Below are 13,146 nucleotides of genomic sequence, written 5' to 3'. Positions count from 1 at the left end.
AATTAGTTCTGTTTGGAAAGTTTGTTTTCGATATTGCTACGCGACGCGCGGATGTGGCGACGCATAAGAATTTCTGCCAGTTCACCGTCGCCCGCTTCGATGGCTTCGATGATGTGGCTGTGTTCGCGGAAGGCGCGGTGCGCGCGCGGGCTGGCCATGCCGAGCTGGTAGCGGTACATGCGCACGCGGTAGTAGAGCTTGTTACACAGGGTGTCGATCAGCAGGTCGTTGTGGGAGGCCTGCACGATGCGGAAGTGGAAGTCGAAATCCCCTTCCGGCTGGAAATAGGCGGTGCCCTTCTGCAGCTCTTCCTGCTGCTCGTGGCGTTCGAGCATCTGGCGCAGTTCCACGAGGTCGTCTTCGGAGCGGTTTTCCGCCGCCAGGCGGCAGGCCATGCCCTCTAAGGCTTCGCGCACATCGTAGATTTCCAACAGGCCGCGCTCGGTGAGGTCTACCACCCGTGCGCCGACATTGACGCGGCGCTCGATCAGGCTGAGGGATTCCAGCCGCATCAGGGCTTCGCGCAGGCTGCCGCGGCTGGCATCGAAACGGCGCGCCAGTTCCGGCTCGCTGATCTTGCTGCCGGCGGCCATACGCCCTTCGACGATTTCGCTGCGCAGGGTGAGGAACAGGCGATCGGCCAGGCTTTGCGAGCCGCGCACGGCCTTGCCCGAATCCGCAGCAGCGGACGCAGCCTTGGCATCGGTTGCGGTTGGTTTACTGATCTGGCCTTCCATTCTCTCTCGCCTCGCAAGCAATTCAGCAACGGCTGATTTTGGCCTCGACTTCAGATTGTCGACACTTTATAGGGTTAGAGAGCTTAAATAGCCAGTTTTCTCGCGTCAACCGCATTTTCTGTCAACACATTGGCATTTTGAGGCTGACCGGAAGGTCACGGGTGGCACAGGAAGTGCAACGAAGATAAGAATGCGCCTGGCGGCTGCACTGAGCGGCGCTGAGTCGCCGGGAAAACCGCGCCACGACTTGCCTTAAGGCTGAGGTGGTAAGAATGGTAGTCTTGAAAAAGTGATATGGGCATAATAGCGCCCGCACTGACTGCTGCGGTCATCACCGATGGCCACACACAGCCCCTACCACTCTATCCTTATATAGAGTATCCACGGGGCCATTTTGGTCAGATTCCGGAACCCCCAGTCGAGAGTATCGAGCAGATTTGAATCATGCCTAAGAGTATTATCAGGCGCTGGCTGCCAACTCCCGAACAAGTGCGTGCCAACAGCGGCCTGAAGATTCTCGGTACCCTGCTGCACGACCCCAACCTGTTCCACCTGAACCGCCACTCGGTTTCCGTCGCCTTTGCGGTGGGCATTTTCACCAGCTTCCTTCCCCTGCCCGGCCAGATGCTGATCGCCGCGGTGCTCGCGTTGTGGTTTCGCTGCAATCTGCCGCTTTCCATGGCGCTGGTGTGGATCAGCAATCCGATCACCATGCCGGCCATCTTCTACAGCACCTACAAGCTGGGCGCGTGGATGCTGGGCACACCGCATATGCCGTTCAGGATCGAACTGTCGTGGGAGTGGTTGACGGAGGAAGTGGGGAGAATCTGGCTGCCGCTGTTTTCCGGCTCTCTGCTGTGCGGCATTTTCTTTGCCGCTGTAGCCTACTTTGCCATGCAGGCAATCTGGCGCTGGCATGTGGTGAAACGCTGGAAGGCCCGGCTGGCACAGCGCAAGGCCCAACTCAGCGAAACGAATTAAAGCCCGTTAGAAATCCTGGCGCAGCGCCGCTGCGGGCTGCACCCGGCTCGCCTGCAACGCGGGATACAGGGTAGCAATGAGACTCAGCAGGAACCCTGCGCCCACTACCAGTGCCACATCTCCCCACTGCAGTTCCGACGGCAGGTAGTCCACCGGATACACGTCTGATTTCAGGAACTGGATACCGAACAGCGATTCCAGCCCGGATACCGCATCGGTTACCAGCAGCGAGCCGATCACCCCGAGTATTCCGCCCACCAGCACCCCGATAAGACCAACCAGCGCGCCCTGGCTGACGAAGGTCAGTAGGATCTCGCGGGTACTGGCGCCCATGGTGCGCAGGATGGCGATATCGCCGTGCTTGTCGATCACTACCATGACCAGTGTGGAAACCACGTTGAAGGCGGCGATGGCGATGATCAGGAATACCAGCAGGCTCACCAGATTGCGCGACATCTGAATCGCCTGGTACAGGTTGCCGTGGGTTCCGGTCCAGTCGCTGCCGTAATAGCCCTGCTCCGGCATCTGCCCCATGACCTGCCGGAATACCGCGAAGGACCCCAGCATATCCTGCATACGCATCTGCACGCCGGCACCACCAGCGCCACCGGCCAGGGATTTGGCCTGCGCCCAATCCACCAGAGCCAGGGAATGGTCAAGTGCGGTCCCCGAGTGGAAAATATCGACCACGCGGAAACCGGCCAGCTGTGCGGAGGTGCGGCCAGCGGTTTCGCTGGTGCCATTCTGCGGCACGATTACCGATAGCTGCTCGCCCACGGCGATTTCCAGTTTATCGGCAATGCCCTGCCCGAGAATGATGCCGGGCTCGGCGGGATCACTGGTGAGCGCAGCAAAACTGTCGGGCTGCAAGAACTCACCGATTGTCGACACATTCACGATGGTCTGCGGATTCACGCCCTGCACCAGCAGCGGGGTAACCTCCAGGCCATTGCGCGCCAGGCCGTTTACCTGCCACACCTCTGCTGCCGCGGTAATGCCCGGAATCGCCGCTACGCGCTCGCGTACCTGCATCCAGTCCATGTCCGGGCTCGCGTTGTAGAGCGTCGCGTGCGGCATGATGCCGAGAATGCGTTCGCGCAGTTCGCGATCGAAACCGTTCATCACCGACATCACCACGATCATCAGGGCCACACCGAGGATCAGGCCGATCATGGAAAGTCCGGAGATAAACGACACCAGGCCCGCGGAGTTTTCTTCGCTGCGCTGGGCGCCCGCGTAGCGCAGGCCGATAAAGGCAGGTAATGGTTTAAACATAATGCGACCTAGACACCATCGCCCTGTTGCCAACCCTCGATCAACTGACCGTCTACCAGGTGCAGACAGCGATCCAGCGCGCCGGCGAGATCCGGGTCGTGGGTGACGATCACGAAACTGATACCGGTTTCGCTGTTCAGGCGATCCATCAGGTTGTGAATTTCCTTTGCCGTGGTGCGGTCGAGGTTACCGGTGGGTTCGTCCATCAATACGCACGCCGGGCGTGCCACCAGGGCGCGGGCAATGGCCACGCGCTGGCGTTCACCACCGGACAGCTGCGCCGGCTTGTGCGTTAACCGCTGGCCGAGCCCGACGGCCTCGAGCATTTCCTGCGCGGCAGCGCGGGATTCAGACACCGAGCGCTTGCCAATCAGCAGCGGCATGGCGACGTTTTCCAGCGCGGTGAATTCATTGAGCAGGTGGTGGAACTGGTACACGAAGCCGAGGCTACTGTTGCGCAGCCAGCCGCGCTCGTTGGCGTTCAGTGCGGCGAGATTTTTTCCTCCCACCCACACTTCGCCACTGGTCGGCGTATCCAGCCCGCCGAGCAAATTGAGCAGGGTCGATTTACCGGAGCCGGAAGCGCCGACAATGGCAAGGCGCTCACCTTTCGGCACCTGCAATTCCACGCCGCGTAGCACGTCCAGTTGGTTGGCACCCTGACGATAGGTTTTGGTGAGCGTGTGACACGCCAACACCACGTCCGCTGCGGCTTGCGGGTGAGACTCTTCCGGGTGTATTTCCACTTGGCTATTCATCTTATGATTCATTTACCTTTTGGCTGGCGGGGCTGTGCCCCGCGCCGGTTTTGTCTTGTTTATTCGTAGCGGAGCGCTTCTGCCGGCTCGATCTGTGCGGCGCGCCAGGCGGGGAACAGTGTGGCCAGCAGGCTCATGATGACCGCGGCACTCAACACCATAACCGCATCCCCGGTGCGGAATTCCGATGGCAGGAAGCTGACAAAGAAGACACGCGGATCAAAAATCTGCGCGCCCACCACACTCTCGATCCACGACACCAGATCGGTAAGGTTGAGCGCAATCAGCGTGCCGAGTAAACCGCCGATCAGGGCGCCGATAATGCCAATGGCACTGCCCTGCACCACGAACACCGCCATGATCTGCCGGGAGGTGAGACCGAGGGTGCGCAACACTGCAATATCTGAGCGCTTGTCTGCCACCATCAACACCAGCGCAGACACAATATTGAACGCCGCCACGGCGACGATGATCATCAGCATCAGGGTGACAACGGTTTTCTCCATTTTCACCGCCTGGAACAGGCTCCCCTGGGAATGACTCCAGTCCTCGCCTTCAAAGCCTTCGCCCAGGGAGGCCGCATAGCCCTCAACCCGGCCGAGCGCATTGTTCATGTCGTCGAATTTAAGCTGCAGGCCCTGCACCTTGCCGGGCATGCGCAACAGGCGCGCGGCATCGTCCAGATGCATCAGCGCCATATTCTGGTCCACCTGGGCACCCACGGAAAACACACCGGCCACGGTAAAACGCTTGGTGCGCGGGAAGATACCCGCAGGGGTAATGGTGACTTCGGGCAGGGTGAGAATGACGGAATCGCCGGGAATAACCCCCAGCTGGCGGGCGAGAATACGCCCGAGGACGATGTTGTAGCTGCGCGATGCCAGGGCATCCAGGCTACCCATCAGCATGTGTTCGCCGACGGCGGACACCTCGCGCAGGGCGACCGGGTCCACGCCCTGGAACTCAACTCCGTGGGACTGGTTATTGGCGCCGACCAGCGCGAAACCGCGCACAAAGGGACTGGCCGCCACAACATGGGGTTGCTCGCGCACCGCCTGCGCGGCGGTTTGCCAATCGGAAAGTCCGTCGTCATTGATCACGAAACCGTGCGGCACCACGGACAGAATCCGGGTTTTCAGTTCCCGGTCGAAGCCGTTCATCACGGAGGTGACCACAATCAGCGCCAGCACACCCAGTGCCATGCCCAACAGGGAAAATCCGTTAATAAAGGAAATAAACTGCTGCCGACGGCGGGCGGCCACGTAGCGCAGGCCGATATAGAGGGGAACTGGTTTTATCATGGGTTGATTTAAGCGGAAAAACGCCAAGAAATCCAAGGATTTACGCACATCTCGCGCAGCTGCTGACAACTTGGACCGCAGCAATCATTTCGGATTCCATTTGAGCAACTTTTCATTCAGCTGCTTCAGCTTGCGCTCATCCCAACCCTCGACTTCGGTAAGACGGTGCCAGGCCCGCACATAATCCGCCGGCGCGTAACTGTGCCCGAAGCCCATTGGGGCAATGCCGGCGTGCATATCCATTGCCAGCTGCAACATGGTTACCACCGGGTACCACTGCAGATCCGGCGACACATCCTGCGCCCGCGGTTGCTGCATCCAGGCCGGCCTACGCCAGACTGCGGCGGGATCGAAGAACACGATGGGATCACTGCCGTGTTGCAGGTATGCAAGGCGGAATCTGCCCCAGGACCGCTGCCCCTTGTCATAGCCGCCAAAGTGGTTGCCAAAGCGGACCACGGCGCCGCCCTGAAACTCGGGCAACCAGGCCGGCGAGCCCTCGTCGCGCTTGGCGGTTACCTCGCGCCAGGTATCGCTGCGAAACGGTGGGCCGGTCCACAAGGCACCGTGAAACGGGTCGTCGATGATGTCGTAGAAATCAAATGAACGATCGGAATTGAGCGCACCCAGGCTGAGCCCGAACAGGTACAGGTCTGGCCGCGTATCACGGGGCATTGCGCTCCAGTGCCCGTAGACAGCCCGGAACAGCGCCTCCGCGGACTCCCGCCCGTAGGCGTCCTCAGTCATCAGCGCGATCGGGCTCGGCAGGTATGAGTACTGCGCTGCCACGCTGGCGATATCCCCGCCGAACAGGTATTCCACGGAGTTGATGGCTCCGGGGTCCACCCATCCGGTACCTGTGGGCGTGATCAGGATCAGCACCGAGCGCTCAAAGCCCCCTACCCGCTTGAGCTCTTCCAGCGCGAGCCGCGCGCGCTCCTCGGGTGTATCTGCGGCGTTGAGCCCGGCGTATACCCGGATGGGATCCTTGGCGCTCCCGGTAATTTCGGCAATATCCTTGGCGGTTGGCCCGAGCGCCAGATAGCGCCGCCCCTGGTGCCCCATATCCTTCCAGGAAATCAGCGAAGCAGAGCTGCCGGCCTTAAGGGGATCCGTGGGGGCTTTCATACTGGGCTCGATTCCGGCGTCGAGCCGCTGGTAGATACCATCCACCCGATGCAGTGCAGCGGTCAGCAGCACGTCGTTGATCGCCGCCCAGAACAGTCCGAAGGCGGCGAAAAGCCCGAGGATTCCGGCGATCCGCCGCGGCACGCGATGCGCCAGCTTGCCGGATACAAACCCGAACAGGCGCTTGAACAGCTTGCCGAGACCAAGGAACAGCAGGAATACCAGTGCGGTGAACAAGGCAATGGTAATCGGCCGCACCCCGGAGACTTCCTCCAGCCCCATCAGCGCGCGCACCGAATTCTGCCAATGCGTGGCCTGCCACAGGAATCCCAGCGCGAGAAAGATACACACGCCAGCGGCCAGCCAGCGCAAAACACGGGTGGCTTGCGCGCCCACAGAAGGAAGCTCAAAGTAACGCCACAGCCACACCAGCAGCACGCCGATACCGTAGCCCGCCGCCATGGAGACACCGGAAATCACACCCTGCACCATGCCCTCGCGCGGAATCAGCGAGGGTGTCAGGGAGAGCGCAAAGAAGAGAGTGCCGACCAGCAGGCCCGCTGTGGAGAAGAAGCGTCGCCATTGCATGTGTGACTGTCCAAAGAGTCAATCTCCTTGCAGCCTAGCACAGCGGTACTGCCCCACCCGGCGCGGCCGGCCCAGGGCCTGACTGGGCCAAGCATTCGCTCAAGGACCCACGCGGCGGGAAAAACGTGAAGAAATCCGCATGTTTGGGCACAATATCTGCTTTAATGACCGACATTCAGAACAACATAATTCGGAGAAGAACCCATGTTCAGCAGACTCCGCAAACAGATTCCCGCACTGGCTGGCGCTGCCTGCCTTGCCCTGTCTGCCACTGCCTCTACCAGCATCCACGCCGAGACCCTGGAAGTCCCGGTGGGATCGCAAAGCAGCGATACCTATGTCGAGAAAGTACGCGGACTCAAGAAGGACGAAGTGACGGCGCGTCTGGGCGAACCGCTGGGCATTCAGGGCCCGGTGGGTGAACCGGCGATTACCCGCTGGGAGTACCCGGAGTTTTATGTGTATTTTGAATGGGATGTCGCCCTGCATACGGTGAAGAAGCACCGGGGCTGAAGGATATCCGGGCGGGCCGTTACTGGCCCCGCCCTTCCCCGCTTCCCAATCCTGCTCAATACAAGAAAGTAGCGGTACCGGTAGCGATCAACTCTTCGCTCTCGTTATGTAACTCCATCCGCGTGACCACCAGCTTGTTGCCTACACGCAAAATCTTGCCGTCACACTCAAAGCGCTGACCGCGCCCCGGCTTCAGGTAATCCACCCGCATATCCACGGTGCCCAGGCGAATCAGCCGCTGGATTTTCTCCTCCCACTCGATAGCGCCACCCATACGATGGTATGCCGCCACCATTGCTGTCAGACCGCCCACCGTATCCAGCGCCGTGGCGATCACGCCGCCATGCAGAATATTCTGGAAGTGGTTGCCGATCAGCTGCGGCTTCAACTCGAGCGCCGCGGAAAGCGTCTGCTGCTCGAGGTCGAACTCCTGCAATCGCAGGCCAATTTCCCGGACAAAGGGGATATCGGAAAATATCCCCTCCACCATCGTGCGGAATTCCGCGGGGGACGGCTCACTCATAACCGGGTAATCCGATTAAGTCCGTCCAGCGCCGCACTGCGGTAGGCTTCCGCCATGGTCGGATAGTTGAAAGTGGTGTTCACGAAGAAATCGATGGAATTGTTCGGCGCGGGCTGTTTCATGATTGCCTGGCCGATATGCACGATCTCCGCCGCTTCTGCACCGAAGCAGTGAATGCCGAGAATCTCGCGGGTTTCGATGTGGAACAGTATCTTCAGCATGCCCACACGCTCGCCGGAAATCTGCGCGCGCGCGGTGTGCTTGAACAGCGCGCGGCCCACTTCGTAAGGCACCTTGGCGTTGGTCAGTTCGGTTTCGGTTTTACCCACGGACGAAATTTCCGGCAGCGTGTAAATACCGGTAGGGGCATCTTCGATCACCCGGTGGCCACGGCCGACGATAGCGGCTGCCACCGCCCTGCCCTGGTCGTAAGACGCGCTGGCGAGGCTCGGCCAACCGATCACATCGCCCACGGCGAAAACATTTTCCACCGCAGTGCAGTAATGATCATCCACCGCGAGCTGGCCGCGGTGGTTGGCTTCGAGGCCGATATTTTCCAGCCCCAGGGAGCCGGTATTACCGGAACGACCGTTACACCACAGCAACGCATCGGCAGAAATCCGCTTGCCCGATTGCATTTCCATGGTCACGCCGCGATCGGTGCCGATTACTTTCGCGTATTCCTCGCGGTGACGGACGGTAACGCCCATATCCCGCAGGTGATAGCTCAGCGCATCGGAGATTTCGTCGTCGAGGAATTCCAGCAAGTGATTGCGGCTGTTGATCAGGTCCACTTTCATGCCGAGCGCGGCGAAAATGGAAGCATATTCACAGCCAATTACACCCGCACCATAAATGATGATGGCCTGGGGCGTATGCTCCATATCCAGAATGGTATCGCTGTCATAAACGCGCGGATGATCAAAGTCCACGTCCGCCGGACGATACGGGCGCGAGCCGGTCGCTACGATGAATTTTTCCGCGGTGATGATTTCCTTGGCTCCGTCCGCCAGCTGCACCTCGACGCTGTTGGCATCGCGGAATGCCGCTTCACCCACAATCAGGTCTACACGGTTGCGCGCGTAGAAACTGGTATGCATTTCCACCTGATAGGAAATGACCTTGTTGACCGTCTGCATAACCTGCGGGAAGGTCAGCCGGCGCGGTTCGCCCAGCGCACGGAATACGCTGTGGGTGTTGTAGCGCATCAACTGTTTTACGGAGTGACGCAACGCCTTGGAAGGGATGGTCCCCTTGTGGGTGCAGTTGCCGCCCACGGATGCACTGCGCTCGATAACCGCGGCGCGCAAGCCCTTTTTGGCTGCGCTCATGGCTGCGGCTTCCCCCGCCGGACCGGAACCAATTACTACCAGATCGTACTTGGAATCTGCCATTGATTTACTGTCTTTGCTTTTATGGTTGAATCAGGCTTGGTAACTCAAGACTGCTTGTTCTGCTTGCTGGTCGCGTCGTAGGCAAGATCGGATGGCGCTGCCGCACTGGCCAGTGCGGCCTGGCGCTGACGCTCCTGCTCTTTTTCGCATTCGTCGTCATCACCACCGCAGATATCGCAGTCTTTTTTCATACCGATCTTGTTCAGGCCACCACAGGAGCCCTTGAGGGGCTTGTTCTGCACGATGGCGCCGAGGGCCATGCCGGCCACGACCAGCAGCATAATAATGAACGCCAAAATATAAATAGTCACGGTTACCTCCCCTGACTTTCAAGATAAGGCTGGAAAGCGCTACTGGCGCGCTCTTCAAACCCAGAATCGGTTTTTACCAGCAGAAACACCGCCAATTGCTGCTTCTCTGCCAATTTTAACGCTTCTTCGGCACCGATCACATTGAGCGCCGTGGCGTAGCCATCGGCTTCGGCACAGGTATCGGCAATCACGGTGACCGAGGCCAGGCGGTGCTCCACCGGTCGCCCGGTGCGCGGATCGATGGTATGTGCGTAGCGTTTGCCATCGCGCTCGTAGTAGTTGCGGTAATCGCCAGACGTCGCCACCGCTTTGCCACTGACCGCAATCGGCTTCTGCACGACCTGGCCAGCCGAGGGGCGCTCGACGCCAATACGCCAGGGCTGCCCCGTGGGGTTTACCCCCGCTGTACGCAGCTCGCCGCCGACTTCCACCAGGTAATTGGCAATGCCGCGGGATGCCAGCAAATCCGCAACGCGATCCACACCATGCCCCTTGGCAATGGCAGACAGATCAATCTGCACCGGGCGGGTCCGGGTGAGGTTCCCCTCCTCTAGGACCAGTGCATCGGAACCAATTACCTCGAGCAGCGCCGCAATTTCGGCGTCCCCCGGGATGGTTTCCGGCTCTGGCTTGGGGCCAAATCCCCACAGATTTACCAGCGGACCCACGGTGACATCAAATGCGCCGTCGCTGTGCCGGTAAATCTCCAGGGCACGCCCCACTACTTCGGCAAGATGCGGGGAAACCGCGACTGCCTCGCCGACCGGAGCGCCGTTGAATCGCATCAACTCGGAATCCGGGATGTAGGTGGACATCTCCTGATTCACCGCGTCCAGCTCGGCATCGATGGCTGCCTGCAATTCTGCCTGCACAATGCCGGTGGGCACATCCACCACGGTGATGTGGTAGGAGGTCCCCATGGTGGGGCCGGTCAGTTTCCAATTCTGCTTTTCCGGTGTACAGGCAGTCAGACTGCCAACCAGCACCAGTGCCAGACTCAATCCGAGCAGCCGGACGCCGGCAGAAAAGCGGTTCCGCACAAACAAAAACAGGGCCGAAAGGAGCGGCCCTGTAATTGTGGAAGTATTGTCACGTCCAATCATGCGTGATCAGCCACCGAAGTCGTCGAGCAGGATGTTTTCATCCTCTACGCCCAGGTCTTTCAGCATATTGATCACCGCCGCGTTCATCATGGGCGGCCCACACATGTAGTACTCACAGTCTTCCGGAGCCGGGTGGTCCTTCAGATAGTTCTCGTACACCACGTTGTGGATGAAGCCTGTGTAGCCTTCCCAGTTGTCTTCCGGCTGCGGATCCGACAGTGCGATGTGCCACTTGAAGTTGTCGAACTCTTCCTGCAGACCGTTGTAGTCGTCCTCGTAGAACATCTCGCGCAGTGAGCGAGCGCCGTACCAGAAGCTGATCTTGCGCGTAGAGTGCAGACGCTTGAGCTGGTCGAAGATGTGCGAACGCATCGGCGCCATACCGGCACCACCACCGATGAAGACCATCTCGTTATCGGTGTCCTTGGCGAAGAACTCACCGAAGGGACCGTATACGCGCATCTTGTCGCCCGGCTTCAGGTTGAAGACGTAGGAAGACATCTGGCCCGGCGGAATACCTTCGGTACGCGGCGGCGGGGTCGCGATACGGATGTTGAACTTAACAACACCCTTCTCTTCCGGGTAGTTCGCCATGGAGTAGGCGCGAACCACCGGCTCGGTTACCTTGGACTCCAGCTTGAAGAAGCCAAAGTGCTCCCAGTCACCGCGGTACTCTTCTTCGATATCGAAATCGGAGAATTTCACATGGTGGGGCGGCGCTTCCAGCTGGACGTAACCGCCCGCACGGAAGTCGACGTTCTCGCCTTCCGGCAGCTTCAGGGTCAGCTCTTTAATGAAGGTGGCCACGTTGGGGTTGGATTCCACAGTGCATTCCCACTGCTTCACACCGAACACCTCTTCCGGCACTTCGATTTTCATGTCCTGCTTTACAGCAACCTGACAGGAAAGACGCTTGCCTTCTTTGGCTTCACGCGGAGTGAAGTGCGCTGCTTCGGTCGGCAGCATGTCGCCACCACCCTCTTCAACGACACACACACACTGCGCACAGGAGCCGCCGCCACCACAGGCGGAGGCGAGGAACAGGTTATTGGCCGCCAGGGTCTGCAGCAGTTTGCCACCCGCCGGCACGGTGAGGGTTTTCTCACCGTTAACCACGATGTTGACGTCACCGGTGTTCACCAGACGTGAGCGGGCAACCAGAATAATGGCCACCAGCGCGATCACGATCACGGTGAACATGCCGACGCCAAAATAAATCGATGTTAATTCCATGTTATTCAACCTCCCCGCTTAGATATCGATGCCGCCGAAGGACATGAAGCCCAGCGACATGAGACCAACGGTGATGAAGGTGATGCCCAGGCCTTTCAGGCCGTTCGGCACGTCACTGTACTTGAGCTTTTCACGAATACCCGCCAGAGCGGCAATCGCCAGAGCCCAGCCGAGACCGGCGCCGAAGCCATAAGCAACAGATTCACCAAAATTGTATTCGCGCTCCACCATGAACAGAGACGCACCCATGATGGCGCAGTTCACGGTAATCAGGGGCAGGAATACACCCAGGGCGTTGTAGAGCGCCGGTACATATTTATCCAGGAACATCTCCAGGATCTGTACCAGTGCCGCGATCACGCCGATGTAAGACAGCAGGCCGAGGAAGCTCAGGTCCACGTCCGGGTAGCCGGCCCAGGCCAGCGCGCCGTCTTTCAGCAGGTAGGTGTAAATCAGGTTGTTAACCGGAACGGTGATGGTCAGTACTACGATTACCGCAACACCGAGGCCAACCGCCGCTTCGACCTTCTTGGATACCGCGAGGAAGGTACACATCCCGAGGAAGAAGGCCAGTGCCATGTTTTCTACGAAAACGGCGCGGATGATCAGAGAAATAAAATGTTCCATCTATCAGGCCTCCTGTTGCGCCAGCGGCACTTTAGAGTTGGACGTAATCTTGAACTCGTCCTCTTCCACCTGCGCCGGCTTCCAGGTACGGATCGCCCAGATGAACAGACCGATCAGGAAGAATGCGCTCGGCGGCAGCAGCAGCATACCGTTGGGTACATACCAGCCACCGTTGTTCACGGTTTGCAGGATTTCGATGCCCAACAGTTTGCCAGCGCCGAAGAGTTCACGAACGACCGCGAGGCCAATCAGGATGACACTGTAACCCAGACCGTTACCAATACCGTCGAAGAAGCTGTCCTTGGGACCGTTCTTCATGGCAAACGCTTCCGCGCGGCCCATCACGATACAGTTGGTGATGATCAGACCAACGAATACGGAGAGCTGCTTGGATGTGCTGTAGGCATACGCCTTCAGCACCTGGTCAACCAGAATTACCAAAGAGGCAATCACGGTCATCTGCACGATGATCCGGATGCTGTTTGGAATCTGCTTGCGGATCAGGGACACCGCGGTGTTGGAAAACGCCACCACGGTTGTCAGTGCCACACACATTACCAGCGTCACTTGCAGTGAGCTGGTCACCGCCAGCGCGGAACAGATGCCGAGGATCTGCAACGCGATGGGGTTATTGTTGAAAATCGGCTCCAGCAGAGTGTCTTTCAGTTTCATGC

Annotated in this window: 14 protein-coding genes; 2 read left to right on the top strand and 12 right to left on the bottom strand. The window is 59.3% G+C overall.

Features of this window, described 5'->3' with window-relative positions; all coding sequences use genetic code 11:
• Nucleotides 1–2 precede the first annotated feature (2 nt).
• Complete coding sequence (locus tag HUW35_RS14890; RefSeq protein WP_181253033.1) at nt 3–737, bottom strand: GntR family transcriptional regulator; 735 nt, start codon at nt 735–737, stop codon at nt 3–5.
• Between the two features lie 444 nt (nt 738–1,181).
• Between HUW35_RS14890 and HUW35_RS14885 the strand changes: the two genes are divergently transcribed.
• Nucleotides 1,182–1,718: a DUF2062 domain-containing protein gene (locus HUW35_RS14885; protein WP_181253032.1), complete on the top strand. Its 537-nt coding sequence runs from the start codon at nt 1,182–1,184 to the stop codon at nt 1,716–1,718.
• A 6-nt stretch (nt 1,719–1,724) separates the two neighbouring features.
• Here HUW35_RS14885 and HUW35_RS14880 read toward each other — a convergent pair whose 3' ends face one another.
• From HUW35_RS14880 to HUW35_RS14865, 4 genes are all read right to left on the bottom strand, one after another.
• Nucleotides 1,725–2,993 carry a lipoprotein-releasing ABC transporter permease subunit gene (locus tag HUW35_RS14880; RefSeq protein ID WP_181253031.1) on the bottom strand — a complete coding sequence of 423 codons (1,269 nt, stop codon included), beginning with the start codon at nt 2,991–2,993 and terminating at the stop codon, nt 1,725–1,727.
• Between the two features lie 8 nt (nt 2,994–3,001).
• Nucleotides 3,002–3,751, bottom strand: coding sequence for a lipoprotein-releasing ABC transporter ATP-binding protein LolD (gene lolD / locus HUW35_RS14875; protein ID WP_181253030.1), 750 nt, complete (start codon nt 3,749–3,751; stop codon nt 3,002–3,004).
• A gap of 59 nt (nt 3,752–3,810) precedes the next feature.
• Nucleotides 3,811–5,052 (bottom strand): lipoprotein-releasing ABC transporter permease subunit, encoded by a 1,242-nt coding sequence (locus tag HUW35_RS14870; protein ID WP_181253029.1) that lies wholly within the window; start codon nt 5,050–5,052, stop codon nt 3,811–3,813.
• Between the two features lie 84 nt (nt 5,053–5,136).
• Nucleotides 5,137–6,768 carry an alpha/beta-hydrolase family protein gene (locus HUW35_RS14865; RefSeq protein WP_181253028.1) on the bottom strand — a complete coding sequence of 544 codons (1,632 nt, stop codon included), beginning with the start codon at nt 6,766–6,768 and terminating at the stop codon, nt 5,137–5,139.
• A gap of 204 nt (nt 6,769–6,972) precedes the next feature.
• On the opposite strand from HUW35_RS14865, the gene HUW35_RS14860 reads away from it, so the two are divergent.
• The gene (locus HUW35_RS14860; RefSeq protein ID WP_181253027.1) at nt 6,973–7,281 is read left to right on the top strand and encodes a hypothetical protein; all 309 of its coding nucleotides are present in this window, start codon (nt 6,973–6,975) and stop codon (nt 7,279–7,281) included.
• 55 nt (nt 7,282–7,336) lie between these two features.
• Here HUW35_RS14860 and HUW35_RS14855 read toward each other — a convergent pair whose 3' ends face one another.
• From HUW35_RS14855 to HUW35_RS14825, 7 genes are all read right to left on the bottom strand, one after another.
• Nucleotides 7,337–7,804, bottom strand: a complete 468-nt coding sequence (locus HUW35_RS14855) for a thioesterase family protein (RefSeq protein ID WP_181253026.1) — start codon at nt 7,802–7,804, stop codon at nt 7,337–7,339.
• Complete coding sequence (gene sthA, locus HUW35_RS14850; RefSeq protein WP_181253025.1) at nt 7,801–9,198, bottom strand: Si-specific NAD(P)(+) transhydrogenase; 1,398 nt, start codon at nt 9,196–9,198, stop codon at nt 7,801–7,803. Before sthA ends, HUW35_RS14855 begins: the two co-directional genes overlap by 4 nt.
• A 44-nt stretch (nt 9,199–9,242) precedes the next feature.
• Nucleotides 9,243–9,509, bottom strand: a complete 267-nt coding sequence (gene nqrM, locus HUW35_RS14845) for a (Na+)-NQR maturation NqrM (RefSeq protein ID WP_181253024.1) — start codon at nt 9,507–9,509, stop codon at nt 9,243–9,245.
• Between the two features lie 2 nt (nt 9,510–9,511).
• A complete protein-coding gene (locus HUW35_RS14840; RefSeq protein ID WP_255463328.1) occupies nt 9,512–10,510 on the bottom strand; it encodes an FAD:protein FMN transferase in 999 nt (332 codons plus the stop codon).
• 108 nt (nt 10,511–10,618) lie between these two features.
• Nucleotides 10,619–11,845 (bottom strand): NADH:ubiquinone reductase (Na(+)-transporting) subunit F, encoded by a 1,227-nt coding sequence (gene nqrF, locus HUW35_RS14835; protein WP_181253022.1) that lies wholly within the window; start codon nt 11,843–11,845, stop codon nt 10,619–10,621.
• A gap of 18 nt (nt 11,846–11,863) precedes the next feature.
• Nucleotides 11,864–12,472, bottom strand: a complete 609-nt coding sequence (gene nqrE, locus HUW35_RS14830; protein WP_181253021.1) for an NADH:ubiquinone reductase (Na(+)-transporting) subunit E — start codon at nt 12,470–12,472, stop codon at nt 11,864–11,866.
• 3 nt (nt 12,473–12,475) lie between these two features.
• Entirely contained in the window at nt 12,476–13,144 is a 669-nt protein-coding gene (locus HUW35_RS14825) for an NADH:ubiquinone reductase (Na(+)-transporting) subunit D (protein ID WP_181255738.1), read from the bottom strand.
• Nucleotides 13,145–13,146 lie beyond the last annotated feature (2 nt).

The organism is Microbulbifer sp. YPW1, from assembly GCF_013367775.1.
Classification (GTDB): domain Bacteria; phylum Pseudomonadota; class Gammaproteobacteria; order Pseudomonadales; family Cellvibrionaceae; genus Microbulbifer.
The sequence above is the reverse complement of the archived record's forward strand: the minus strand, read 5'-3'. Positions and strand labels throughout refer to the sequence as shown.